Annotated in this window: 16 protein-coding genes and 1 tRNA gene; 8 read left to right on the plus strand and 9 right to left on the minus strand. The window is 69.4% G+C overall.

Annotation, left to right across the window (positions count from 1 at the left end):
• Positions 1–66: 66 nt before the first annotated feature.
• The 3 genes from nagA to ASD79_RS02175 form a co-directional block, all read right to left on the minus strand.
• On the minus strand, positions 67–1,218 hold the full coding sequence (nagA, locus tag ASD79_RS02165) for an N-acetylglucosamine-6-phosphate deacetylase (RefSeq protein WP_056719408.1): 1,152 nt from the start codon (positions 1,216–1,218) through the stop codon (positions 67–69).
• Positions 1,218–2,240, minus strand: coding sequence for an SIS domain-containing protein (locus ASD79_RS02170; RefSeq protein WP_235524324.1), 1,023 nt, complete (start codon positions 2,238–2,240; stop codon positions 1,218–1,220). Before ASD79_RS02170 ends, nagA begins: the two co-directional genes overlap by 1 nt.
• 134 nt (positions 2,241–2,374) lie before the next feature.
• The gene (locus ASD79_RS02175; protein ID WP_056719410.1) at positions 2,375–3,118 is read right to left on the minus strand and encodes a GntR family transcriptional regulator; all 744 of its coding nucleotides are present in this window, start codon (positions 3,116–3,118) and stop codon (positions 2,375–2,377) included.
• A 257-nt stretch (positions 3,119–3,375) separates the two neighbouring features.
• Between ASD79_RS02175 and ASD79_RS02180 the strand changes: the two genes are divergently transcribed.
• From ASD79_RS02180 to ASD79_RS02210, 7 genes are all read left to right on the plus strand, one after another.
• Positions 3,376–6,186 carry a TonB-dependent receptor gene (locus ASD79_RS02180; RefSeq protein WP_056719411.1) on the plus strand — a complete coding sequence of 937 codons (2,811 nt, stop codon included), beginning with the start codon at positions 3,376–3,378 and terminating at the stop codon, positions 6,184–6,186.
• A 215-nt stretch (positions 6,187–6,401) separates the two neighbouring features.
• Complete coding sequence (locus tag ASD79_RS02185; protein ID WP_082584771.1) at positions 6,402–8,738, plus strand: family 20 glycosylhydrolase; 2,337 nt, start codon at positions 6,402–6,404, stop codon at positions 8,736–8,738.
• A 26-nt stretch (positions 8,739–8,764) separates the two neighbouring features.
• A complete protein-coding gene (gene ptsP / locus ASD79_RS02190; protein ID WP_056719412.1) occupies positions 8,765–11,287 on the plus strand; it encodes a phosphoenolpyruvate--protein phosphotransferase in 2,523 nt (840 codons plus the stop codon).
• A gap of 3 nt (positions 11,288–11,290) precedes the next feature.
• Positions 11,291–13,084 carry an N-acetylglucosamine-specific PTS transporter subunit IIBC gene (gene nagE / locus ASD79_RS02195; RefSeq protein ID WP_056719413.1) on the plus strand — a complete coding sequence of 598 codons (1,794 nt, stop codon included), beginning with the start codon at positions 11,291–11,293 and terminating at the stop codon, positions 13,082–13,084.
• A gap of 8 nt (positions 13,085–13,092) precedes the next feature.
• Entirely contained in the window at positions 13,093–14,691 is a 1,599-nt protein-coding gene (locus tag ASD79_RS02200; RefSeq protein ID WP_056719414.1) for a tryptophan halogenase family protein, read from the plus strand.
• Entirely contained in the window at positions 14,688–15,404 is a 717-nt protein-coding gene (locus ASD79_RS02205; RefSeq protein WP_056719415.1) for a DUF6445 family protein, read from the plus strand. Before ASD79_RS02200 ends, ASD79_RS02205 begins: the two co-directional genes overlap by 4 nt.
• A gap of 324 nt (positions 15,405–15,728) precedes the next feature.
• Positions 15,729–16,568, plus strand: a complete 840-nt coding sequence (locus ASD79_RS02210; RefSeq protein ID WP_200952276.1) for an alpha/beta fold hydrolase — start codon at positions 15,729–15,731, stop codon at positions 16,566–16,568.
• A 186-nt stretch (positions 16,569–16,754) separates the two neighbouring features.
• Here ASD79_RS02210 and ASD79_RS02215 read toward each other — a convergent pair whose 3' ends face one another.
• From ASD79_RS02215 to ASD79_RS02240, 6 genes are all read right to left on the minus strand, one after another.
• Positions 16,755–18,452, minus strand: coding sequence for an alpha-glucosidase (locus ASD79_RS02215; protein WP_056719416.1), 1,698 nt, complete (start codon positions 18,450–18,452; stop codon positions 16,755–16,757).
• A gap of 87 nt (positions 18,453–18,539) precedes the next feature.
• Positions 18,540–18,629, minus strand: a tRNA-Ser gene (locus ASD79_RS02220).
• 137 nt (positions 18,630–18,766) lie between these two features.
• Positions 18,767–19,192 (minus strand): PaaI family thioesterase, encoded by a 426-nt coding sequence (locus ASD79_RS02225; RefSeq protein ID WP_056719417.1) that lies wholly within the window; start codon positions 19,190–19,192, stop codon positions 18,767–18,769.
• Between the two features lie 68 nt (positions 19,193–19,260).
• Complete coding sequence (locus tag ASD79_RS02230; RefSeq protein ID WP_056719418.1) at positions 19,261–20,103, minus strand: MBL fold metallo-hydrolase; 843 nt, start codon at positions 20,101–20,103, stop codon at positions 19,261–19,263.
• 113 nt (positions 20,104–20,216) lie between these two features.
• Positions 20,217–20,957, minus strand: coding sequence for a hypothetical protein (locus tag ASD79_RS02235; protein WP_056719419.1), 741 nt, complete (start codon positions 20,955–20,957; stop codon positions 20,217–20,219).
• 94 nt (positions 20,958–21,051) lie between these two features.
• Entirely contained in the window at positions 21,052–22,086 is a 1,035-nt protein-coding gene (locus ASD79_RS02240) for an RluA family pseudouridine synthase (protein ID WP_056719860.1), read from the minus strand.
• A 119-nt stretch (positions 22,087–22,205) separates the two neighbouring features.
• Here ASD79_RS02240 and ASD79_RS02245 point away from each other — a divergent pair, with 119 nt between their 5' ends.
• Positions 22,206–24,581: a TonB-dependent receptor gene (locus tag ASD79_RS02245; protein WP_056719420.1), complete on the plus strand. Its 2,376-nt coding sequence runs from the start codon at positions 22,206–22,208 to the stop codon at positions 24,579–24,581.
• The last annotated feature ends 148 nt before the right edge of the window (positions 24,582–24,729 follow it).

Consider the following 24,729-nt stretch of genomic DNA (forward strand, 5'->3'; position numbering starts at 1 on the left):
ACGAGGAAGGCCGCCAGCTCACGCTGGCGGCCTTTTTCTTTGGCGATCCAGGAAGGGCGGTCGCGGTCAGGCCGCCGTCCGCCCACCGATCCAGGTTTCCCGCACCCGCAGGTCGTCGTCCAGCAGCACCAGGTCGGCGGCCTGACCGGCGGCGATGGTCCCGCGTTCGGCCGCCAGGCCCAGGAAGGCGGCGGGCGCGCGCGAGGCGATGGTCACGGCGTCTTCCAGCGACAGGCCCAGCATCGACACGGCGTTGCGCACCGCGCCGACCATGTCGAGGTCCGAGCCGGCCAGGGTGCCGTGGTCGTCGACGCAGACGCCGTCGACCACGCGGATATGCCGGCCCTGCAGGTCGAAGCTCTTGTCGATCATGCCGACGGTCGGCATGGCGTCGGTCACCAGCATGAAGCGGTCCAGCGGGCGGGTGCGCAGGGCGATGCGCAGCACGGCGGGATCGACATGGCGGCCGTCGACGATGATGCCGCACCAGGCGCTCTGGCTTTCCAGCGCCGCCCCGACCACGCCCGGCTCGCGGCTGGTCAGCGGCGACATGGCGTTGAACAGGTGGGTGAAGCCGGTGAGGCCCGCGTCCAGCGCCTTGCGCGTCGTGCCGTAGGCGGCGTTGGTGTGGCCGGCCGCGACCGTCACGCCGGCCGCGACCAACTGGCGGACCATGTCCGGCGTGGTGGTCTCCGGCGCCAGGGTCACCAGCGTCTTGCCGCGCTTGAGCGAGCTCAGCAGGGCCACGGCCTCGTCGTCGAGGACGCGGAACTTGCTGGGGTCGTGGATGCCCTTGCGTTTGACGTTGAGGAACGGGCCCTCGATGTGGACGCCCAGCACGCCGGGAACGCCGGCCTCGATCGCCTGTTCGGCGGCCCGCATGGCCGCGTCGACCACGGCCAGGTCGTCGCTGATCAAGGTCGGCAGGAAGCCGGTGGTGCCGTACGGCCGGTGCGCCGCGCCGATGGCGGCGATCGCCTCGACGGTGGTCGCGTCGTTGAACAGCACCCCGCCGCCGCCGTTGACCTGGGTGTCGATGAAGCCGGGAACCAGCAGGCCGCCATCCAGGTCGTGACGGCGTGCGCCATCAAGCGTTCCTGGCGGCGTGTCAGCGCTGTCCAAGACGCCTTCGATCCGTCCGTCGCGGATCGCCAGGGCCTTGCCCTCGACGATCCCAGTCCGAGTCAGGATGCGGCCATTGACGAGTACAAGCTGCATCAGACGGTTTCTGTGACCTTGTTGAGGTGCGGCGGGCTGTCGGGATCATAACCCCGAGCGACCGACAGCGCGTTGGCCATCCGGTAGAAGCTCTGGATCATCAGGATCGGCTCGACGACCGGGTGGGCGGCCAGGGCGGGCAGCACGCCGGCGCCCCCCAAAGACGCGGAAGAGCCGCCGGCCCCGGCCAGCAGTACGTCGGCGCCGCGCTCGGCCAGGCCCTTGGCCACGGCGTCGACGCTTTCGCGGCTCTCGTCGTTCTGGGCGAAGACCAGGGCGGGGAAGCCCGGCTTCACCAGGGCCATCGGGCCATGCAGCACCTCGGCGGCGCTGAAGGCCTCGGCGTGCAGGCCGCAGGTCTCCTTGAACTTCAGGGCCGCCTCCTGGGCGACGCCGAAGCCGACGCCGCGGCCCAGGACATAGAGGTTGCGGGCCAGCTTCAGCTGTTCGACGGCCGGGGTCCAGTCCAGGGTCCAGGCCTCGGCGAGCAGGGCGGGCAGGCTGGAGAGCGCGGCGGTCAGTTCCGCGTCCTGCGTCCAGGCGGCCACCAGTTGGGCGATGGCGGCCAGGGCGGCGATGTAGGACTTGGTGGCCGCGACGCTCAGCTCGGGGCCGGCGTGCAGCGGCAGAACCTCGTCGGCCAGGGCGGCCAGCGGCGAGTTCACGTCGTTGACCAGGGCGATGGTGAAGGCCCCGGCGTCCTTGGCGGCTTGCACCGCCGACAGCAGGTCGGGGCTCTTGCCCGACTGCGAAATGGCCAGGTAGAGCACGTCGTCCAGGCCCTGGGGCGCGGCGTAGACCGAGCTGACCGACAGGGCGGCCGACGAGGTCAGCACGCCCGTGCGGGTCTCGATCAGGTATTTGGCGAAGGTGGCGGCGTGGTCGGAACTGCCGCGGGCGCAGGTCACCACGGCGCGCGGCGGGTTGGCGCGCAGGCGTTCGGCGATCTTGTGGGCCCGGCCGGCGTTGGCGCCCAACTGGGTGGCGACGACTTGCGAGGCCTGGCCGGCTTCCAGGAACATGCGGGTCGATTCCGCCGTCAGCCGCGCCGGCCCAGTGGAAGGCGAGACGGGGGGTGCGGGTCGGGTCAAGACGTTAGCCTCCAAGACGGGCGTTCCTTCAGATAAGCGCGAGGGGCCCAATCAGGCTCCCTCGATCAGGAAAGGGCGTTCAGTTCGGCGACGAAGTCGTAGGCGTCGCCGCGGTAATAGGACTGGGTGACCTCCACCGTCCGGCCGTCCTTCAGGAAGCCCCGGCGTTCGATCAGCAGGCCGGCGTCCTTGACCGGCACGCCCAGCAGGTCGGCCTGCTCGGCCACGAACAGCACGGCGCGCAGGCGTTGCAGGGCACGGGCCGGACGATGGCCGGTCTGTTCCAACGCCTCATAGAGCGAGGTCTCGACCACGTCGACCGAGGGCAGGGCGAAGGCGGCGATGGTGGTGTACTCCACCGCCATCGGGGCGCCGTCCGCGTAGCGGATGCGGGCGAAGCGATAGACCGGCGTACCGGGCGACAGGCCCAGGGTCAGCGATTCCTCCGGGGTGACCGTGCCTTCGGCCCGGCTGATCCACTCGCTGCGCGGTATGCGACCGCGCGAGATCATGTCCTCGGTGAACGACGACAGCTTCGAGAAGCTCTTTTCCACCCGGGCGGCGACGAAGGTGCCGGCCCCCTGGCGGCGCGTCAGCAGGCCTTCGCTGACCAGGCCGTCCAGCGCCTTGCGAACGGTGATCCGCGAAATGCTGAACTCTTCGGCCATGTCGCGCTCGGCCGGCAGGGCGTCGTCGGGCGAGAGGATCTTCTTTTGGATGGCCTCGCGGAGGGCGCGTTGCAGTTGCTTGTAGAGCGGCGCGTGATCCTGACCGTGTCCGTCCAGGCCTCCGATCCTTTCAGAAAACATCGTCAATCTGGCACCCCCGCGCAAATCCGCGCCATCTCGTGATCACCGAGATAGCATATGACCATTTCCGTACCAATAAGAACCTGGTCTGCAATTGGTTCTTTTTTGGCCTTGTCATCCGATAAATTTCCGTCACAGTTCCCGTCCGAGGCCCGAGAAGTACCGCACTCTACGGACGTCCGCAGAAAATTGGTATCAGATTGGGCTTGGGGTTCGGCTCCGGGCCCGAGGGTCCGGAAAAAGGGGAGAAGCCGAGTATGAGAAATTTCCACAAGACCATTCTGACTGCATCCGCCAGCGCGCTGGCGGTGGCCATGGCCATGCCGGCCTTCGCGCAAGACAATACCCAGGTCGAAGAGGTTGTCGTCACCGGTATCCGCGCTTCGTTGCAGGCCTCGGTCGTGGCCAAGCGCAACGCCGACGCCGTCATCGACGTGATCACCGCCGAGGACATCGGCAAGTTCCCGGACAAGAACGTCGCTGAATCGCTGCAACGCGTCCCGGGCGTCACCATCCAGCGCGAGTTCGGCGAAGGCGAGCGGATCTCGATCCGCGGCACCGCCCCGACCCTGAACCGCACCCTGCTTAACGGCCACGCCGTGGCCACCGCCGACTGGTTCATTCTTGACCAGTTCAAGGCCAGCCGCAGCTTCAACTACCTGATGCTGCCGTCGGAAATCGTCGGCAAGGTCGAGGTCTTCAAGAGCCCGATGGCCGACATCGACGAAGGCGGCGTGGGCGGCACGGTCAATGTTCATACCCGCAAGCCGCTCGACCTGGCCCCGCTGTCGGTCTCCGGTTCGCTGCAGGCCTTCCATGACGAGAAGTCGGGCAACACCGATCCGACCGCCTCGGCCATGCTCAGCTGGCACAATGACGACAAGACCCTGGGCGTCCTGGTCGGCGGAATCTACGACAAGCGCCGCATCCGTCGCGACGGCATCGAGGTCCTGGGCTACCAGGCCGTCACCACCGCTTCGGGCAGCGGCAACATCACCGGCATCACTCCGGGCCAAACCGTCTACGCGCCCAGCCTGATCGGCTCGTCGCTGTTCACCCAGACGCGCGAGCGCAAGGGCGCCAACTTCGCGGTCCAGTTCGCCCCGACCGACAAGTTCGAAGTGAACCTGACCGGCCTCTATTCGAAGATGGACGCCGACAACTTCAACCAGAACTACATGGCGTGGGTCAGCAACAAGATCGGCGCCCTGGCGACGACGCCGACCGAGCACTTCAACATCACCAAGGTCAGCAACGGCACGGCCGTCGCCGGCAACTTCGACCAGCCGGGCGGCCAGGGCGTGGTGTTCGACGCCATCGACCGCATCGCCCACACCAATGTCCGCTCGATCGACCTGGACGGCGCCTATCGTCCGTCGGACCTGTGGGAGTTCCATGGCCGCATCGGCTATACCGACGCCAAGGGCTCGACCGACCTGCAGCCCTTCTGGGAAACCGCCGCCGCCACGGGCCTGAGCTACGACCTGTCGGGCGGCCTGCCCAAGGTTTCGTTCACCGACATCAATCCGACGACCGCCGACGACGAAATGGCGCTGGGCTGGGCCTCGGCCAACACCACCGTCAACGACGACAACGAGTTCTACACCTTCGTCGACGGCGAGCGGTTCCTTGACGCCGGCGCCTTCAAGTCGGTCAAGTTCGGCCTGAAGTACACCGACCACGACCGCGACGTCGTCCAGACCTACGGCCAGCGCCGTGCGTTGCTGGACTGGACGACTCCGGGCCTCACGGCCTGCACCGGCGGCGGCAACGCCACGCCGCACCCGTGCAAGCTGGCCGACGTCGCCGGCGGTCTGACGCCGGGCGACTATCTCGACGGCATCAAGGGGGCGGGCGTCCTCAGCAGCTATCTGATGGCCGACAAGAACAAGATCGAGGCGGTCTATGCTGGCCTGCCCAAGGCGGCGCAGTGGAACTCCGCGATCGGCGGCGCCCAGACCGGCGGTTGCGTGGGCCTGGTGAACTGCGACCACTTCGGGCCGCTGGAAAGCTTCACGTTCAACGAGAAGACCTTCGGCGGCTACCTCCTGGGCAATCTGAAGGGTGAGGGTTGGCGCGGTAACGTCGGCGTCCGCGTCGTCCAGACCAAGATCGAGACCAGCGCCTGGCAGGTGGGCGTTCCCACCGGTACGGCGGGGGCGATCAACAACCCGTTCGGCCTGATCGCGCCGATCACGGCCGAGAAGGACTATACGGACATCCTGCCCAGCGTGAACTTCGCGTTCGACGTGAGGGACGACCTGGTCCTGCGCCTGGCCGCCGGTCGCGTCATGGCCCGTCCGGACTACGCCCAGATGGCCGCCTTCACCTCGCTGACCGAATCCCTGCTGACCGGCAGCGGCGGCAATCCGAACCTGGATCCCTACCGCGCCAACCAGTACGACGCCTCGCTGGAATGGTACTTCGCGCCGCAATCGATCCTGGCGGTCGACTTCTTCTACAAGGACATCTCGACCTATATCGTCCAGGGCGCGACGACCGAGCGGCTGCCGCTGCAGGTGAACGATCCGAACGACGCGCGGGTTACCAACCCGGCCAACAACTGCGTGCTGCAAAGCGCCAGCCTCTACACCTGTAACTACAGCGTCGGTCGCCCGGTCAACGTTCCGGGCGGCGAGACCAAGGGCTTGGAGGTCAACTTCCAGATGCCCGTGTGGAACGGCTTCGGCGTGCTGGCCAACTACACCTACACCGACGCCGGCTCGACCTCGGGCGTGCCGGTGCCGTCCAGCTCCAAGCACATCTACAACATCAGCGGCTATTACGAGAACGAGCGCTTCAGCGCCCGCCTGTCCTACAACTACCGGTCCAAGTTCTTCGTCGACTACGACGCCGAGCGCGGCTTCCGTGAGCTGTGGTCGGACTCGATCGCCTCGCTGGACGCCTCGGCCAGCGTCAACCTGACGCAGAATGTCTCGCTCAGCCTCGACGCGATCAACCTGACCGACGAGAAGCAGACCGACAACTACGACAACGACAAGAACCGTCCGGCCCGCATCTACAAGAACGGCCGCATGGTCTTCGGCGGTGTCCGCTTCAAGTTCTAGTCGCTTACCGGGGACCTTCGACCGTCCGGTCGGAGGTCCCGTCATCCTCCTAGAGATCGTTGCATCGGGGGCGGCATGGTTCAGGATCGTTTCATGACCTGTCCGCCGCCGCCGATCGCGACCCAAGTCCTCCTGACTGCAAGCACGGAGCTGGGGCGGAGCGGTCAAACGCTCCGCCCGCTTTTTGCCGCCTGTCAGCGGACGGGCATCCTCACATGATCCTCGCGTCCAAGTCCTTCGTTCGAGCCGTCGCCCAGGCGGGCGCGCTGATGGCGTCCGCCGCCGTGCTGGCCTTCGCCGCCGCCGCCGCCGCCGCGTCTCCGGCCCTGACCCTCACCCCCGCGCCGGCCCAGGCCCAGCTGGGGCAAGGGACCTTCGCCCTGACCGCCAGGACCCGGATCTTCGTCGCCAAGGGCGATGTCGAGGCCAAAGGGGTGGCTCACCAGCTTTCCGACCTGATCCTCAGGGCCCGGGGGTTGAAACTCGCCGTCGTGGAGGGCCCGCGGCCCGCCGGCGAGGCAGGTGTCGTCCTGGCGCGGGGCGACGTCGCCGACAGCGCCGAGGCCTATGCTCTCGACATCGGCCCGACCGGCGTCATCGTCACCGCCGCCAAGCGCGCCGGCCTGTTCTATGGCGCGGTCAGCGTCTGGCAGTTGGCCGTGCAGGACGCCGCCAAGGGGCCCGCCCAACTGCCCGCCGTCAGCATCGACGACAGCCCCCGCTTCGTCTGGCGCGGCTTCATGCTCGACAGCGCCCGCCACTTCCAGAAGGTGGAGACGATCAGGGCGATCATCGACGCCATGGCCGTCCACAAGCTCAACGTCCTGCACTGGCACCTGGTCGACGACCAGGGCTGGCGGCTGGAGATCAAGAAGTACCCGAAGCTGACCTCGGAGGGCGCCTGGCGCGTCCCGGCCGGCGCGGCGGGCCGCGATCCCAAGACCGGCAAGCCTATCCGCTACGGCGGCTTCTATACCCAGGACCAGGTGCGCGACCTCGTCGCCTACGCCGCCGCGCGCGGGATCACCGTCGTCCCCGAGATCGAGATGCCGGGCCACGCCCTGGCCCCGCTGGTCGCCTATCCCCAATACGGCATGACCCCCAACCCACCGCGCGAAAGCATGGGCGACTGGGGGGTGTTTCCCTACCTCTACAACACCGACGACCAGACCTTCGCCTTCCTGAACGACGTCCTCGACGAGGTCATGGACCTGTTCCCGTCGGAATATATCCATGTCGGCGGCGACGAGGCGGTCAAGGACCAGTGGAAGGCCAGTCCGGCCATCCAGGCCAGGATCGCGCAGCTGGGCGTCAAGGACGAGCACGGCTTGCAGAGCTGGTTCATCCAGCGCGCCGAGAAGCACATCAATGCCCGCGGCCGGCGGATGATCGGCTGGGACGAGATCCTCGAAGGGGGCCTGGCCCCCAACGCCACGGTGATGTCCTGGCGCGGGATCGACGGCGCGGTCGCCGCCGCCTCGCAGGGCCACGACGCCGTCCTGGCCCCCGACAGCACGCTCTACATGGACCGCCGCCAGAGCGCCTCGGCCGACGAGCCGCCCGGCCGGCTGAAGATCGTCAGCCTCAAGGACGTCTACGACTTCGACGCCGCGCCCGCCGCGCTGACGCAAGCTCAGCGCGCCCACATCCTGGGCCTGCAGGCCACCGCCTTCACCGAGCACATGCGCACCGACGAGCGGCTGCAGAAGATGACCTTCCCGCGCCTGGTCGCCGTGGCCGAGAATGGCTGGACGCCCGCAGCCCAGCACGACTGGAACAGCTTCGCCGCCCGCCTGCCGGCCGAGATGGCGCGGCTGGACGCCCTGGGCGTTGCTCACGACACCGTGCCGTACGAGCCCCAGGCGACCCTGACCCCGGCCGAAGGCGGCAAGGTCTCGGTGGTGCTGGCCTCGGGCCTGGGCCTGGGAGAAATCCGCTACACCGCCGACGGCGCCGTCCCGACGACGGCCTCGCCGCTCTACGACGCCCCGCTCGGGGTCGCGCCGGGCAAGACGATCCGGGCTCGGACGTTCCTCGACGGCCAGGGTTTCGGCCGGGTCCGCGACTATCCCGTCAGCCTGCTGGCCGCCAATACCCGCGACAGCCGCCAGCTGGAGGTGTGCGGCAACGGCATCAACCTGTCGCTGGAAGACGATGCGCCGGTGACCGGTCAGCGGGCGGTGTTCGCGGTCGACCTGATGAACCCGTGCTGGGTCTGGAAGGGCGCCGACCTGTCGTCGGCCCTGAAGCTGACCGCCCGCATCGGCCAGGTCCCGTTCAATTTCCAGATCGGCGCCGACAAGGCCAAGATCCCGCTGCGGACCCCGGCCACGCCGGCCGGCGAACTGGAAGTGCGCCTGGACGGATGCGCGGGCGAGGTCGTCGCCGCCATCCCCTTGGGCGCCGCCGCTCGCGGGCCGGGCCTGGGCGCCGTGTCGGGCGTGCTGCCGCCGCGTGGCGGCCGGCATGACCTGTGTCTGACCTTTACAGCCAGGAGCGTCGAGCCGACGCTGGTGCTGGACAGGGTCACGCTGACACCAGCCAAGAACTAGAGTTTCAAGGAAGCAGGGAAGCGTCCGTGTCCAATCTCGTACTGTCCTCGCCGCTCAAGGGCTGGATCGCCCCGCTCGACGAGACGCCCGACGCGGTGTTCGCCGAGCGCATGCTGGGCGACGGCCTGGCCATCGATCCGCTGGGCTCGACCCTGCACGCCCCGTGCGACGCGCGGGTCATCGCGGTGCACGGCACGCGCCACGCCATCACCCTGCGGGCCGACAACGGCGCCGAGATCCTGATGCATGTCGGCCTGGAGACGGTCGGCCTGGGCGGCGACGGCTTCGAGGCCCACGTCCAGGACGGCCAGGCGGTGAAGTCGGGCGACAAGCTGATCAGCTTCGACCTCGACCTGCTGTCCTTGCGGGCCCGAAGCCTGATCACCCCGATCGTCATCACCAATCCCGACGCCTTCCAGATCGTCCGCCGCGAGCAGGACCACGTGGTCTCGGTCGGCGATTTCCTGATGGAGCTGGCCCCGATGGGCGAGGCGACGGCCGTATCGCCGGTCGCCGGGGGCGAGGTGGTCCGTGAGGTCGTCGTGCCGTTGGCCCACGGCATCCACGCCCGCCCCGCCGCCCGCATCGCCGAGACCGCCCGCAAGTTCGCCGCCGAGGTAGCCCTGGTCGCCGTCAACCGCCGGGCCAGCGCCAAGAGCCCGGTGGGGGTGATGTCCCTGGCCATCCGCCACGGCGACCGCGTCAGCGTGGTGGCCAGCGGCCCCGACGCCGAATATGCGGTCATCGCCATCGTCGAACTGATCGAAGGCGGCATGGGCGAGAGCGCGGCCCTGCCGCCGACCGCCGCTGCCCCCTCTCGTCTTGGCGCCGTGGTCGAGGCCGTCCGCGCCGCCCACCCGAGCGAGCCGGGCCTGCTGCGCGGCGTGATGGCCGCGCCGGGCCTGGCCATCGGCCAGGCGGTGCGCTTCCTCTCCAGCGACATCGTCGTCGTCGAGGCCGGAACCGGCGCGGCCAACGAGCGCGCCGCACTGGAGGGCGCGCTGGCCCACGTCCGCGCCCGCATCGAGAAGGCCGCCGGCAAGGGCGACACCGCCCGCAAGGCGATCCTCGGCGCCCACCTGGCCTTCCTGGAAGACCCCGAACTGGCCGCCGCGGCCCACCGGCTGATCGCCGACGGCAAGGGCGCGGGCTTCGCCTGGCGCCGCGCGGTCGGCGGCTATGTCGAGGCCCTGCGCGGCCTGGGCGACCGCCGTCTGGCCGAGCGGGTCGACGACCTGATCGACCTGGAACGCCAGGTGCTGCGCGCCTTGACCGGGGAAGAAGACGAGGCCCGGGTGCTGCCGCCGGGCGCCATCCTGCTGGCCGATGAACTGCTGCCCTCGCAACTGATGGGCCTGGATCCCGGCCAGGTCGCCGGCCTGTGCACCGCCAAGGGCGGGCCGACCTCGCACGTCGCCATCCTGGCCGCCGCCATGGGCCTGCCGGCCATCGTCGCCGCCGGCCCCGGCGTGCTGGACGTGGCCGAGGGCACGGGGTTGATCCTCGACGCCGAGGCCGGCACGCTTCGCATTGGACCGGATGCCGGCCAGCTGGCCGACGCCCAGACCGCCATCGCCGCCCGCCACGAGCGCAAGGCCGCCGCCAAGGCCGCAGCCCACCAGGAAAGCCGCACCGCCGACGGCGTGCGTATCGAGGTGTTCGGCAATGTCGGTTCGCTGAACGACGCCCTGGCCGCCGCCGCCAACGGCGCCGAGGGCTCGGGCTTGCTGCGCACCGAGTTCCTGTTCCTCGAACGCGACACCCCGCCCGACGAGGACGAGCAGGCCCGCCAGTACCAGGCCATCGCCTCGGCCCTGGACGGCCGCCCGCTGATCATCCGCACCCTGGACGTCGGCGGCGACAAGGCCGCGCCCTACCTGCCGATCCCGGCCGAGGAGAACCCCGCCCTGGGCCTGCGCGGCGTGCGCGTCAGCCTGTGGCGGCCGCACCTGCTGAAGACCCAGCTGCGCGCCATCCTGCGGGTCAGGCCGCTCCTGCAGTGCAAGATCATGGTCCCGATGATCGCCAGCCTCGACGAACTGCGCGCCGTCCGCGCCGTGCTGGAAGAGGCAAAGCGCGAGCTGGGGATCACCGAGCGGATTGAACTGGGGGTGATGATCGAAACCCCGGCCGCCGCCGTCACCGCCGACCTGCTGGCCGCCGAGGCCGACTTCCTGTCGGTGGGCACCAACGACCTGACCCAGTACGTGCTCGCCATGGACCGGGGCAATCCCGAGCTGGCGGCCCGTATCGACGCCCTGCACCCGGCGGTGCTGCGGATGATCGCCCAGACCTGCGCCGGCGCGGCCAAACACCATCGCTGGGTGGGCGTCTGCGGCGGCCTGGCCTCCGACCTCGTAGCCGTGCCGGTGCTGGTCGGGCTGGGGGTCACCGAGCTTTCCGCCACGGCCGCCACGGTGCCCGAGGTCAAGGCCCTGGTCCGCACCCTGAACGTCGAGGCCTGTCAGGCCCTGGCCCGCCAGGCCCTGGACCAGACCTCGCCCGAGGCGGTGCGCCAACTCTGCAAAGCCTTCCAGGCTGGAGCCTAAGCGATGAAGTCCCCGCTCGAATTCCTCCAGCCCCTGGGCCGCGCCCTGATGCTGCCCATCGCCGTCCTGCCGGTGGCCGGGCTGCTGCTGCGGCTGGGCCAGCCCGACCTACTGGGCATCGCCTTCGTGGCCGCGGCCGGCGACGCGATCTTCTCCAACCTGGGCCTGCTGTTCGCCATCGGCGTGGCGGTCGGCTTCGCGCGCGAGAACAACGGCGCGGCCGGCCTGGCCGGGGTGGTCTGTTTCCTGATCGCCACCGAGGGCGCCAAGGCGCTGCTGCACGTGCCGCCGGAAACCGTGGCGGGCCTGGTCCAGGCCCATGCCGACCTGGCTTCGGCGGCCTACAAGACCAAGGCCCTGGCCAAGCTCAGCGTGCCGATCGGCATCGCCTCGGGCCTGATCGGCGGGGTGTTCTACAACCGCTTCTCGACCTTCAAGCTGCCGGAATACCTGGCCTTCTTCAGCGGCCGGCGCTTCGTGCCGATCATCAGCGGCTTCGCGGGCCTGGGCGTCGCGGTGCTGATCGGGCTGGGCTATGACGGCATCAACGGCGCCGTCGACGGGGCCAGCCGGGCCATCGTCGGTTCGGGCGAGCTGGGCCTGCTGGTCTACGGGTTCCTCAACCGGATCCTGATCGTCACCGGCCTGCACCACATCCTCAACAACATCGCCTGGTTCGTGATCGGCGACTATCACGGCGCCACCGGCGATCTGCGGCGGTTCTTCGCCGACGACCCCAGCGCCGGCGGCTTCATGAGCGGGTTCTTCCCGGTGATGATGTTCGGCCTGCCCGCCGCCTGCCTGGCCATGTACCACACGGCTCGTCCGGAGAAGAAAAAGGCGGTCGGCGGCATGCTGACCTCGCTGGCCCTGACCTCGTTCCTGACCGGCGTCACCGAGCCGATCGAGTTCAGCTTCATGTTCCTGGCCCCGCTGCTCTACGTGGTGCACGCGGTGCTGACGGGCGTGGCCATGGCGCTGATGAACGCCCTGGACATCAAGCTGGGCTTCACCTTCTCGGCCGGCCTGTTCGACTATGTGCTGAACTTCGGCAAGGCCACCCACCCGCTGTGGCTGGTCCCGCTCGGCCTGGCCTATGCCGGCGTCTATTACGGCCTGTTCCGGTTCTTCATCGTCAGGTTCGACCTCAAGACCCCGGGCCGCGAGACCGAGGACGACGTCGCGGTGGCCGAGGTGACCACCGGCGGCGGTCGTGGCGCCGACTTCCTCGCCGCCCTCGGCGGGGCGGGAAACCTGGTCTCGATCGACGCCTGCACCACCCGCCTGCGCCTGATCGTCGTCGAGCAGGCCGGGGTCAGCGAACCGGCCCTCAAGGCCCTGGGCGCGCGCGGCGTGGTCAAGCCCTCTGACAAGGCTCTGCAGGTGGTGCTGGGCCCGATCGCCGACCAGGTGGCCGGCGAGATCCGCGCGGCGGCCGGCGCCCTTGGGGGCGGCGCTCCGGTCGCCCAGCCGGCATCCAAGCCGGCATCCAAGCCGGCGGTGGCGACGACCAGGGCCGCCGCCGCCCTGCCGACCGCCGCCGATGACGATCGCGCCCAGGCCCTGGTCGCCGCCCTGGTCGCCGCCCTGGGCGGAGCGGGCAATGTCGAGACGGTGAGCAGCTGTTCCAGCCGCCTGCGCCTGCTGGTCCGCGACAACGACCGGATCGATGACGCGGCGCTGACGGCGCTGGGCGCGCGCGGCGTGGTCCGGCTGGGCGACCGCGTCGTGCACGTGGTGCTGGGCGCCGACGCCGAACGCATCGGCGAGGCCGTGCGCTGCCTGCTGCCGGGCTGAATGGAGGGATGGACGTGACTCAGCCGATCAACGACATCCTGATCGTCGGCGGCGGCACGGCCGGCTGGATCACGGCCGCCTACCTGGCCCGCCGCCTGGGCTCGATGCGGCCGGACGGGGTGCGCATCACCCTGATCGAGTCCAGCGAAATCGGCATCATCGGGGTGGGCGAGGGCACCTTCCCGACCATCCAGAACACCATGCGGACCATCGGCGTCGACGAGGCGCGGTTCATGCGCGAGGCCGGGGCGGCCTTCAAGCAGGGCATCCGGTTCGTCGACTGGAAGACCGCGCCCCAGGACGGTGTTCACAGTCACTACTACCACCCCTTCGCCCAGCCCCGCCTGCTGAACGGCGGCCTGGACCTGGCGCCCTACTGGCTGATGGGCGAGGCCGGGAACATCCCGTTCTCCGACGCCGTCACCCTGCAGGACAAGGTTTGCGACGCGATGCGCGGGCCCAAGCGGGTCGACGACCCGCAGTACGGCGGGCCGATGGCCTATGCCTACCACTTCGACGCGGGGAAGCTGGCCGGCCTGCTGCGCGACGTCGGCAAGGCCACCGGCGTCAAGCATCTGCTGGGCAACGTGCTGAGCGTCAACAAGACCGACGACGGGTCGATCGCCTCGGTCACCACCCGTGAGCACGGTGACCTGACCGCCGACCTCTATGTCGACTGCACCGGTTTCGCCGGCGCCCTGATCGGCGACGCCATGGGATCAGGCTGGATCGACAAGAGCGACGTGCTGTTCGTCGACCGGGCCCTGGCCCTGCAGGTCCCCTACGGCCGGCCCGACGCGCCCGTCGCCACCACCACCATCTCCACCGCCCACGAAGCCGGCTGGACCTGGGATATCGGCCTGCCCGAACGCCGGGGCACGGGCTACGTCTATTCCAGTCGTCACACCACGGACGATCGAGCCGAGCAGATCCTGCGCGGCTATGTCGGCAAGGCCGGCGACGGCCTGACGCCGCGCCTGCTGAAGCTGAAGGTCGGCCACCGCGACCGGCACTGGGTCAAGAACTGCGTCGCGGTCGGCCTGTCGGGCGGCTTCCTGGAGCCGCTGGAATCCACCGGCATCGTGCTGATCGAGGCCGCCGCCTACATGCTGGCCCGCAACCTGCCGCGCCGGGGCGGGATGGAGGCGGCCGCCCGGCAGTTCAACACGGCGATGACCGACCGCTACCTGCGAGCCATCGACTTCATCAAGCTGCACTACTGTCTCAGCCAGCGCACCGACAACAGCTTCTGGACCGACAACGCCGATCCGGCCTCGATCCCGGAGACCCTGCGCGACCACCTGGCGATGTGGAGGCACCGGCCGCCGAACGTCTTCGATTTCCCCAACCTCCACGAGTCGTTCAAGTACTTCAATTACCAGTTCATCCTGTACGGCATGGGCTTCGCGACCCAGGTCGATCCCGCCGCCCACCTCCACGGCGAACTGGCTCGGGCCGACTTCATGCGGGTGCAGGAGGCCGGGGTCCGCGCCGCCGCCAGCCTGCCCGACCATCGCGCCTTGCTGACCCAGATCTACGCCCACGGCTTCAGCACCAAGGTCCCGGACGCCGCCATGGCCGAGGCCGCCGAAAGCCTGCGCCGGTGAGCGAGCCGGCCTTCGACGCCGCCCAGGATCCGCATGTCGAGGTCCTGCGGGTCGGGGCCGAGCAGCATCCGGTGCTGCTGGTCGACGGCCTGCTGATCGGCGTCGAAGGCCTGGTCGACTTCGCCGCCGACACCGCCGTCCTCGCCCCGGTGAAGTCGGCCGCCAACTTCTATCCCGGCGTGCGCGCCCCCGCGCCCGGCGGCTATGTCCGGGCGCTGATCAAGGCCCTGCGGCCGCATCTGGCCCAGATGTTCGGCGCGCCGATCGGCGGCCAGGCCCACATCACCAGCGCGCTGTCCATGGCCACCCTGCCGGTCCAGGCCGCCAACCTGGCCCAACGTCTGCCGCACATCGACACCACCCAGCCCAACCAACTGGCGATCCTGCACTATCTGTGCGGCCCCGAGCACGGCGGCACGGCCTTCTATCGCCACCGCGCCACGGGGTTCGAGGCGATCGGCCCCGATCGTGGCCCGGCCTATTTCGCCGCCCTGCGCGACGAGATCGCGGGCGGGGAGGCTTCGGGCGGTTACATCGTCGGGTCCAGCGACCTGTTCGAACAGACCGCCGCCGTCACGCCGGTGTTCAACCGAGTGATCGTCTATGCCAGCAACCTGCTGCACGCCGGCGTGCTGCCCGATCGGCCGCTGAGCCAGGACCCGCGCCTGGGCCGGCTGACGGCCAACACCTTCTTCCGTTTCGAGCCGCGCTGACCCGCAAGCCCCGCGCCGTCCACGCAAGGTCGGAGCAAAGAAAGTGCAAGTCACGGCAATCGCGTCCAATCGCCGGGCCGGCGAAACGCCTAGCGTTCCTCCGGGTCCGCCAAGCCAGGCGGGCCGGATCGACAGCCGAGAGACGGGCCCATGACCACTTCTTCCGACGGGACGCCCTCCGGCGAAATGGAGGACCTGTCGCGGCGCGGCGTCGTCACCGGCGGCCTCGGTCTGGTCCTGATGGCCGCCGCCGTCCCGTCGCTCGCGCCGTCCGCATCCTCCGCGGCCACGCCCCAGGCGTCGCCCAAAGCTCCAGGAGCCACCATGAGCAGCAGCACCATCAAGACCAAGGACGGGACCGAGATCTACTACAAGGACTGGGGTCCCAAGACCGCCCAGCCGATCGTCTTCCACCACGGCTGGCCGCTGAGCGGCGACGACTGGGACGGCCAGATGATGTTCTTCCTGGGCCAGGGCTTCCGGGTCATCGCCCATGACCGGCGCGGCCACGGCCGCTCGTCCCAGACCGACACCGGCAACGAGATGGACACCTACGCCGCCGACGTCGCGGCCCTGGCGGCCCATCTCGACCTGAAGAACGTCATCCACGTCGGCCACTCGACCGGCGGCGGCGAAGTGGCGCGCTACGTGGCGCAATATGGCGGCGGCGGCCCGGTGGCCAAGGCCGTGCTGATCAGCGCCGTGCCGCCGATCATGCTCAAGACCCCCGCCAATCCGGGCGGCCTGCCGATCGAGGTGTTCGACGGCTTCCGCGCCGCCCAGGTCGCCAACCGCGCCCAGTTCTTCCGCGACGTCGCCGCCGGCCCGTTCTACGGCTTCAACCGTCCCGGCGCGAAGGTCTCCCCGGCCGTCGTCGACAACTGGTGGCGCCAGGGCATGATGGGCGGGACCAAGGCCCACTACGATTGCATCAAGGCCTTCTCCGAGACCGACTTCACCGAGGACCTCAAGAAGATCGACGTACCGGTGCTGGTGCTGCACGGCGAGGACGACCAGATCGTGCCGATCGCCGACAGCGCCCCGCTGTCGGCCAAGCTGCTCAAGCACGGCACGCTGAAAACCTATCCGGGCCTGCCGCACGGCATGTGCACGACCCACCCGGAGGTGATCAATCCGGACCTGCTGGCCTTCTTCAAGGCTTAGGGGTTTCGACTGGAGGTTGGAAGGGCGCCCGCTTCCGGCGGGCGCCCTTCTGGCTACAGCTCCATGGCACTGTCATCCCGGGCGGAGCGAAGCGTAGACCCGGGACCGACGCGTGAACGCATGCGCTTCCGGCGGTCCCGGATCGGCGCGCTATGCGCTTGCCCGGGATGACAACGGAGGGGTGGTTCAAGCCGTCCGCACCGCCAGGATCACCGACGTCCACCCCGCCAGCGTCACCACCTGACCCTCGACCTGGCCCTCGACCTCGGCCTCGCCGAACACCACGCCGTCGACGGTCAAGCGGCCGGGCAACGCGTAGCGCACCGTCTCGCGTCCGAAGTTCAGCACCACCACCAGCCCCGCGCCGCGCCGATAGGCGAAGACCTGCTCGTGCTCCGGATCGAGGTCCTCATAGGTCCCATCCCGCAGGTCCGCCGAGCCCCGCCGCCAGGCGATCAGGGCGCGGCAGTGGTTCAGCACCGAGTCCGGCCGCGCGGCCTGGTCCTGGGCGTTGATGGCCGCCGCATTGGGATTGACCGCCAGCCACGGCTTGCCCGTCGTGAAGCCGCCGTGCGGGCCGGCCGTCCACTGCATCGGGGTGCGGGCGTTGTCGCGGCCCATGGCCCGGGCGTTGGCCAGGTATTCCGCCTCCGACACCCGCCCGGCCAGGTCGCGCCAGCGGCCGGCCACCTCCAGGTCGTCGAAATCGTCCAGGCTCTCGAACGGAGAGTTGGTCATCCCCAGCTCCTCGCCCTGATAGAGGAACGGCGTGCCGCGCTGGGTGAGGATCAGGGTGTTGAGGACCTTGGCCGAGCGCTCGACCCAGGCCGGGTCGTCGTCGCCGAAGTGCGAGACCGAGCGCGGGTTGTCGTGGTTGGACAGGAACTGGGTGTTCCAGCCGTAAGGCCCGACCGCCGCGTCCAGCTGGCTGTACAGCGCCTTGAGCCGAGGCAGGGTCCAGGAGGTCTTGCGCCAGCCGTCGATGTCCATGCGGACGATGTCGAAATTGATCACCAGGTCGAGCTCGCCGCGCCGGCTGTCGATCAGGTCGCGGGCCGCGTCGGGGGGCACCCCGAACGCCTCGCCGACCGTCAGGGTGTCGTAGTGCGCCAGCACCTCGCGGCGCATCTCGCGCAGATGGTCGTGCAGCCTGGGGCCCGAGGCGTAGACGAACTGCGGCGCGCGACGCTGGGCCGGTGTCAGGTCGGGCAGGCCGGGCTGCTTGGCGATGAACGGGATGACGTCCATCCGGAAGCCCGACACCCCCTTGTCCAGCCAGAACCGCATCAGGTCGTACACTTCGGCCCGGACCTCGGGGTTCTCCCAGTTGAGGTCCGGCTGCTTGGCGGCGAAATAGTGCAGGTAGTACTGGCCGGTCGCCGCATCCTGCGTCCAGGCCGGACCGCCGAAGAAGGCCGGGTAGTTGTTGGGCGGCCCCCCGCCCTGACTGCCTTCCTTGCCGTCGCGCCAGATGTAGTAGTCGCGGTAGGGGTTGTCCCGGCTCTTGCGGCTCTCGACGAACCAGGCGTGCTCGTCGCTGGTGTGGTTGACCACCAGGTCGATGATCAGCCGCATGCCGCGGGCCATCATCCCGGCCAGCATCGTGTCGAAGTCGGCCATGGTCCCGAACCGCGCCATCACCTTGCGGTAGTCGCGGACGTCATAGCCGTTGTCGGCGTTGGGACTGTCGAAGTGCGGCGACAGCCAGACCACGTCGACGCCGAGGTCCTTCAGGTGGTCGAGCCTGGCGGTGATGCCCGGGATGTCGCCGATCCCGTCGCCGTTGGAGTCCATGAACGAGCGGGGATAGATCTGGTAGACGACGGCGTCCTTCCACCAGGGACGGGGGGCGTCCAGCGGCGTCTGGCGATCATCACGGCTCACGAAGCGACTCTCCCTGACGCACGGCGTACAGAACGAGACGCTACCGCGCCGAAGCGTGGTCGTCGCGAAGGTTGTCGATGAGGTTAGTGGCGGAGAGGGTGGGATTCGAACCCACGGTGCCCTTCCAGGCACGCCGCATTTCGAGTGCGGTACATTCGACCACTCTGCCACCTCTCCAGGGGGTCTTCAGGGGTCGCCCGGGGGCGGCCTTGAGTGAGGGCGGGATACCTAGCGGCGTCGCCGGAAGAGCGCAAGGGCCTGTGACACGCTTTTGTGTCGCGGGGCGCGGTTTCCCGGTTCAGCGCCCACCGCGCCTAGGCTTTCGGGTACAGAACCATCTGGGTGCAGCGGAAAAGCGCGATGGTCTTGCCGGTGGCCTCGGCGGTGACGACGGCGTCCCAGACCTGGGTGGTGCGGCCGCCATGGACCAGGCGGGCCTCGGCGGCGACGCCGTCGCCCTCGCGCGCCGTGCCCAGGAAGTTGGACTTCAATTCGAGGGTCGTGAAGCCGCTGGCCCCTTCGGGCAGCGAGACCACGCAGCCGTAGCCGCAGGCGCTGTCGGCCAGGGCGATCACGCTGGCGGCGTGCAGGAAGCCGTTGGGGGCCATGTGATGCCGGGCGACGGTCATCCGGCCGCACACCAGGCCGGCGACGGCCGTGCTCCATTCCAGGCCCAGGAGGCCTGGCAGGGCGCCGACCTGGGCGGCGGTCAGCTGGGCGCTTCTATCGGTGTCGGTCATGGTGGCAATCCAGATGCTTCGTATGCGAAACATCTAGGTGCGAAGGCTGGCCTCGCGCAAGTTAGTTTTTAAATAGAACTGATGTCGACCGGCTGGAACCGCAGGCCGTCGTCGTCGGCGGGCGGCAGGCGGAAGGCCCGGATTCCGACCTGCAGGGCAGGGGCGGTCATCGGGCCGGGCGAGGCCAGGGCGGCCGCGCGGCGGGCCGCGAAGGCCTGGGCGGGGACGGCGTCGCCGGCGTCGACATTGCCGGCGCGGTGATCGGCGACCGTGGCGCTCCAGGCGTCGCCGTCGGCCCCGACCTGGCCGCTCAGCAGCCGGGTCTGGGGCGGCAGGGCCAGCAGCAGGCGGGCGGCGGCGTGCAGGCCCTCGGCGTCGGCGCCGGGCGCATCGCTGTCGCCCAGGCCCTGGTCCGGCGGCAGGATGGCCGCGCCGGTGAACACGACGTTGCCGATCCGGTAGGCCACGGCGCCGGGCAGGCGGCCGGGCAGGGCGATGGCGGTGATCTCGACGCCGCCCATCGGCAGGGCCTCGCCGTCCTGGGCCAGCTTGTCGAAGTCCCAGCCGTCGAGGTCGACGCCGTCGGCGCCGAGCACCGGGACCAGGCGCTTGAGGCTGTCGAGCACGCCGGCCCCGATGCAGATCGAGGCGCCGGTCTCGTACTTCACGTGGCCGGCAGCCGAGATGTGGCCGGTGTGGACGCCGGTCTCGAGGATCCAGGTGGGGCCCAGGTCGCGGGCCCGGGCGTCGGCGATGATCGCGTCGACGAAGCGGGTGTCGACGGCCTGGGTCAGCGGATCATAGTCGAGCACGGGGTCGACGAAGGCGCAGAGCAGGGTGGCTGGGTCGGCGATCAGATAGGTCACCCGACCAGTGGCGGGGTGATGGAAAGCGGTTATTTCCGGCTGCATGCTTACGCCCGATAGTGCCCGAGGATCGGCACCTTGACCGCAAGCTCTTAAGTATAGGCGAACGCCGATCTAGTTCATTCGTCCGCGAGGCGATTGGTCGCGACCCGTAGGCGTCAAGGGCGATCGGCGGCCGTGCAGGTGCGGGCGTCGCCGCGCATCTGGGTCACCCAGGGCGGCTCGACATAGCGGTCGCCGTCGCGGAAGCCGGGCGCGCAGCCTTCGGGCGTGTCGCTCTTCGAGCGGCCGCCGCCGCGCATGTCGAGCGACAGGGCCAGGGACTGCGAGGTTCCACCGCGTGGGCCCCAGCCGTAGCCGCCGTCATAGCCGCCGAGCCCGTCATAGCCGTAGCCGCCGCCGTAACCGTAGCCATAGCCCCGGCCGTGCTTGCCGTAGTCGGTCTGGCCGACCGCGATGCCCAGGGTGCTGGCCTCGCCGATCGGGATCAGGGTCGAGACATAGCCGCTGCGATAGCCGCCGGTGCCGATGCTGACGCCGGTCTCGCCGTGGATCTGGCGCTTGCCGTCCGGACCCAGGGGGTAGCCGTTGACGTCGACGTTCGGACGCATGGCGTAGCCGTTCGGGCCGTTATCGACCCGCTCGATCGGCGGGGAGTCGGCCAGCCAGGCGGCGACCTGGTCCTGGGTGCTCACCGGCTTGGCCGCGCGGGCGGCCTCGGCCTGGACCTTGGCGTCGGCCTGAGCCTTGGCGATCTCGGCCTCGGTGGGCGGCTTGGCGGCGGTGCGCGAGGCGGTGGCGACGACCTCGTCGGAGGCGTCGCGGGCCAGGGCGACGCCCGGCAGGGCCAGGGGCGCGGCCAGAAGCGCGAAAGCGAGGGCGAAACGGGACGCGAGCATGGACGTAACCTCCGACCGTTCCACCTTGGACCCGGCCGTGAGCCGAATTAGGGCCTTAATGTATCGGAACCGCAAGGTGTAGCTGGGGTGGCGATCACAGCGCTTCAAGGGCCGCCTCCAGCGCCGCCATGTCGGGCGGCAGCGGGGTCTCGAAGCGCAGGGTCTCGCCGGTGATCGGATGGACGAAGCCCAGCACGGCGGCGTGCAGGGCCTGGCGGGCGAAACCGATCTCCTGGATCGCCGCCTTGACCGGCGCGGCCGGCGCGCCGGCCCCGTAGACCGGGTCGCCCAGGCAGGGCGCGCCCTTGCTGGCCATGTGGACGCGGATCTGGTGGGTGCGGCCGGTCTCCAGCCGGCAGGCGACCCGGGCGGCCAGCGGCTTGGCGGCGGGGCCGAAGGTCTTTTCCACGCGATAGTGGGTGGTCGCCTCCCGGCCGCCGGTCTTCAGCACCGCCATCTTCTTGCGGTCGCCGGGCGAGCGGCCCAGGCGGGTCTGGATCGTGCCGACCACCGGGTGCGGCGCGCCGCGGGTCAGGGCCAGGTACATGCGATCGATGTCGTGCTCGGCGAACAGCGCCGACAGTCCCTGGTGGGCGGCGTCGGTCTTGGCCGCGACCATCACGCCCGAGGTCTCCTTGTCCAGCCGGTGGACGATCCCGGGGCGGGCGACGCCGCCGATCCCCGACAGGCTGTCGCCGCAGTGGTGCAGCAGGGCGTTGACCAGGGTGCCGGTCTCGCAGCCGGGGGCCGGGTGGGCCGCCATGCCGGCCGGCTTGTCGATGACGATGAGATAGGCGTCCTCGTAGAGCACGCTCAGCGGAATGTCCTCGGGCAGCGGCTCGGCGGCGACCGGCGGCGGCACCACCACCGCATAGGTCCCGGCCACGGCCTTGGCCGAGCCATTGGTCAGCGGGACGGCGGCGCGGCCCGGGGTCGCCAGCGACACCTGGCCGGCGGCGATCAGCGCCTGCAGCCGGGCCCGCGACAGGTCCGGCGCGGCGGTGGCCAGGGCCTTGTCCAGCCGCTGGCCGGCCAGGTCGGCCTCCAGGACGATCAGCAGCGTCTCGCCGGTCCCGGCGCCGGCTTCCTGGGCGTCGAAGTCCTCCAGTTCGTCGTCTGGCGTCGTCAAGGGGGGCGGCGGCTCGCTCAAGGTCGTCTTCACGGCTCCGTCACGGGGATGTCGCGTCGGCGACATCGCCCACGCCTAACGGCTCAGGTTCAAAGCCTTGCGTACGAAGGGGATAGTCGATGCGCGCGTTCCGCACCACCTTGCTCATGACCGCCGTCAGCGGCCTGGCCCTCTCCGCCGGACTGGCCCACGCCGCCGACTTCGCCCCGGCCGCCGCCGGACCGGCCGACGGACCTTTGGACGGTCAGGTCGAACAGGTCATCGTCACCGCCCAGAAGCGCGAGCAGAAGACCCTCGACGTGCCCATCGCCCTGACCGCCTATTCGGGCGCGATGCTGGAGAAGTTGGGCATCCAGGAGTTCGAGGAACTGGGCCAGTTCGTGCCGGGCTTCGACGTCCAGAACCAGTCGCCGAACAATCCGGGCTTCGTGATGCGCGGCATCACATCGGATTCCGGCGAGGCCACCAACGAGCCGCGGGTGTCGGTCTACCAGGACGGGGTTTCGGTCTCGAAATCGCGCGGCTCCTACACCGAACTGTTCGACCTGGAGCGGGTCGAGGTGGCCAAGGGACCGCAGTCGACCCTTTACGGTCGAGGCGCGCTGATCGGCGCCGTCAACATCATCCAGGCCAAGGCCCGGCAGGGCCAGGACTGGAACGCCAAGCTCGAGGCCGGCGACAACGGCTACTGGATGGGCGAGGGCATGATCAACATGCCGCTGACCGACAGCCTGGCCGTCCGCCTGTCGGGCCGCGTCAAGCAGCGCGACGGCTATGTGAAGAACCTGCTGGGCGGCGAGGACTTCAATTCGACCGACACCAAGGCGGTGCGCCTGGCGATCAACTACGCCCCGGGCGACCGCTTCAAGCTGGACGTGATCTACAACTACGAGACCGACAATCCGTCGGGCACCTCGTTCAAGTCGCTGACCTATCTGCCGACCAACCCGACCACCGGCGCGGTGATCGGCGACCTGGGTCGCAATTCCGGCGCGGCGCTGTCGACCGTGGCCGGTTTCGAGAACGACCAGAAGCTGGGCCTGAACCGGCGCCTGTGGAGCCTGACCGGCCTGGCCAGCTACAAGCTCAGCGACAGCCTGACCCTCAACTCGATCTCGGCCTATCGCTACTTCACCGGCGAGGAGGTGTTCGATCCGGACGGCTTCTCGCTGCCGCTGTTCACCTTCGCCGAGGACGCGCAGGGCAAGTCGGCCAGCCAGGAGTTCCGCCTCAACTACGACGCCGGCGGCAGGATCAGCGCCTTCGGCGGCGTCAGCTATTTCTGGGAAGACGGCTCGCAGCGCGTGCCGCTGCTGATCAACGAGAAGGTCGGGGCTCTGTTTCTGACCGGGAAGCTGCCCTTCCCCAACGGCTTGCCGCTGCCGACGATCGTCGCCGTGACTCCGGCCGCCCTGCCGGCCAACCACCTGGAGGAGTCGACCAACTTCGGCAAGACCAAGTCCTACGACCTGTTCGGCGACGTCACCTACCACGCCACGGACAAGCTCGAACTGGCGGCGGGCGTTCGCTACACCTACGATGACAAGGAAAGCGGCTACGCGGCCTCGATCAACGGCCCGTCGGTGCTGGGCGGCAGCTCGCCCACCGCGGGGGCGCGCGGTCTGATCGTGCAACCCACGGCCGGCGGCCTGGCCCAGTATCGCGGCTTCACCGACTCTGGCGCGACCTATCGTCTGGTCGCTCGTTACGCCGCCACCCAGAACATCAACATCTACGGCTCGGTGTCGACCGGCCGTCGTCCCAAGGTGATCTCGGCGGGCGCGCCCTCGGTTCCCAACGGCGCGGTGAACTTCCGCGAAGTCGCCGCCGAAGAGGTCACCTCCTACGAGGTCGGGGCCAAGGGCGCGCTGCTGGACAATCGCCTGACCCTGGAAGGCGCGGTCTATCGCTACGACTACAGCAACTTCCAGACCAGCATCCGCAACCCCAGCAATCCCAGCCAGATCATCTCGGCCAACGCCGGCGAGGCCAAGTCGACCGGCTTCGAGGGGCAGGCCACCTTCCAGGCCACGCCCGAGGCCTCGGTGTTCGCCACCTACGGCTACAGCCACGCCCGGTTCGGCTCGGGCCTGTTCGAGGGCAACCGCTTCCGCCTATCGCCCGACCATTCGCTGTCGATCGGCGCCAGTCTGTCGAAGACGGCGCTGGGCGGCCGCTTCACCTTCGTGCCGACCTATACCTGGCAGTCGGCCCAGTTCTTCGACAACAACAACGACATCCCGGCCCTGCAGACCACCACCGGCGTCATCAAGGACACGGTGCAGAACGAGCGGCAGAAGGCCTTCGGCCTGGCCAACCTGCGGGCGTCCTACCAGCCTGATGGCGGCACGGTGAAGTATGAGGCCTTCGTGACCAATCTGTTCGACCAGGACTATATCAAGGACGCGGGCAACACCGGCGACGCGTTCGGCATCGCCACCTTCATCGCCGGCGAGCCTCGGTTCTTCGGGGTGTCGGTGTCGATCCGGCGGTAGGACTGGACTGGGGATGCGCGCACGCGCGTGTCCCCCGGCGTCCGCGCTTTCCGTCCGTTCCCGTCTTGTATTTGCGCCGGCGTCACGCTCCTGTTGTGTCCCGCCGGTAACGCACCAGAAGACCAAGCCGCGCAGTGGCTCCCTGGGG

The sequence above is a fragment of the Caulobacter sp. Root655 genome (assembly GCF_001427665.1).
Classification (GTDB): domain Bacteria; phylum Pseudomonadota; class Alphaproteobacteria; order Caulobacterales; family Caulobacteraceae; genus Caulobacter.

Excerpts from the sequence above, each read along its gene's own strand:
- nagA (WP_056719408.1), bottom strand. The coding sequence starts at position 1,218 with ATGCAGCTTGTACTCGTCAATGGCCGCATCCTGACTCGGACTGGGATC.
- ASD79_RS02170 (WP_235524324.1), bottom strand. The coding sequence starts at position 2,240 with ATGTTCCTGGAAGCCGGCCAGGCCTCGCAAGTCGTCGCCACCCAGTTG.
- ASD79_RS02175 (WP_056719410.1), bottom strand. The coding sequence starts at position 3,118 with ATGTTTTCTGAAAGGATCGGAGGCCTGGACGGACACGGTCAGGATCAC.
- ASD79_RS02180 (WP_056719411.1), top strand. The coding sequence starts at position 3,376 with ATGAGAAATTTCCACAAGACCATTCTGACTGCATCCGCCAGCGCGCTG.
- ASD79_RS02185 (WP_082584771.1), top strand. The coding sequence starts at position 6,402 with ATGATCCTCGCGTCCAAGTCCTTCGTTCGAGCCGTCGCCCAGGCGGGC.
- nagE (WP_056719413.1), top strand. The coding sequence starts at position 11,291 with ATGAAGTCCCCGCTCGAATTCCTCCAGCCCCTGGGCCGCGCCCTGATG.
- ASD79_RS02200 (WP_056719414.1), top strand. The coding sequence starts at position 13,093 with ATGGACGTGACTCAGCCGATCAACGACATCCTGATCGTCGGCGGCGGC.
- ASD79_RS02210 (WP_200952276.1), top strand. The coding sequence starts at position 15,729 with ATGAGCAGCAGCACCATCAAGACCAAGGACGGGACCGAGATCTACTAC.
- ASD79_RS02225 (WP_056719417.1), bottom strand. The coding sequence starts at position 19,192 with ATGACCGACACCGATAGAAGCGCCCAGCTGACCGCCGCCCAGGTCGGC.
- ASD79_RS02230 (WP_056719418.1), bottom strand. The coding sequence starts at position 20,103 with ATGCAGCCGGAAATAACCGCTTTCCATCACCCCGCCACTGGTCGGGTG.
- ASD79_RS02235 (WP_056719419.1), bottom strand. The coding sequence starts at position 20,957 with ATGCTCGCGTCCCGTTTCGCCCTCGCTTTCGCGCTTCTGGCCGCGCCC.
- ASD79_RS02245 (WP_056719420.1), top strand. The coding sequence starts at position 22,206 with ATGCGCGCGTTCCGCACCACCTTGCTCATGACCGCCGTCAGCGGCCTG.